We start from the raw sequence: 369 nt of genomic DNA on the forward strand, positions 1-369 counted from the left end.
CGATCCTGCCCGCCAGGCGCTCGAAAACGCGCTTCAGCCGCCAAGCTGGGCGCATCTGGCCGGAACCGACGAGTTTGGCCGCGATATTTTCAGCCGGCTCGTCTACGGCACCCGCATCACCATCCAGACCGTCCTGTCGGTCTCGGTCATCGTCGGTCCGATCGGCCTTGCGATTGGCGTCATGGCCGGTTTCTTCGGCGTGCGCACCGATGCCATCTTAATGCGCGCGACCGATATCGTCCTCTCCTTCCCCTCGCTCGTGCTCGCACTTGCCTTTGCGGCAGCGATGGGAGCCGGTCTCGGAACAGCGATCATCGCGATCTCGCTGACGGCGTGGCCACCGATTGCGCGTCTCGCCCGCGCGGAAGC

At 65.3% G+C, this 369-nt stretch carries 1 protein-coding gene; it reads left to right on the forward strand.

All coding sequences use genetic code 11. The features are described from left to right. The coding region (locus tag EN804_RS35140; RefSeq protein ID WP_135922338.1) for an ABC transporter permease subunit at nucleotides 1-369 on the forward strand (369 nt) is incomplete at both ends.

The sequence above is a fragment of the Mesorhizobium sp. M8A.F.Ca.ET.161.01.1.1 genome (assembly GCF_004792105.1).
GTDB lineage: Bacteria > Pseudomonadota > Alphaproteobacteria > Rhizobiales > Rhizobiaceae > Mesorhizobium.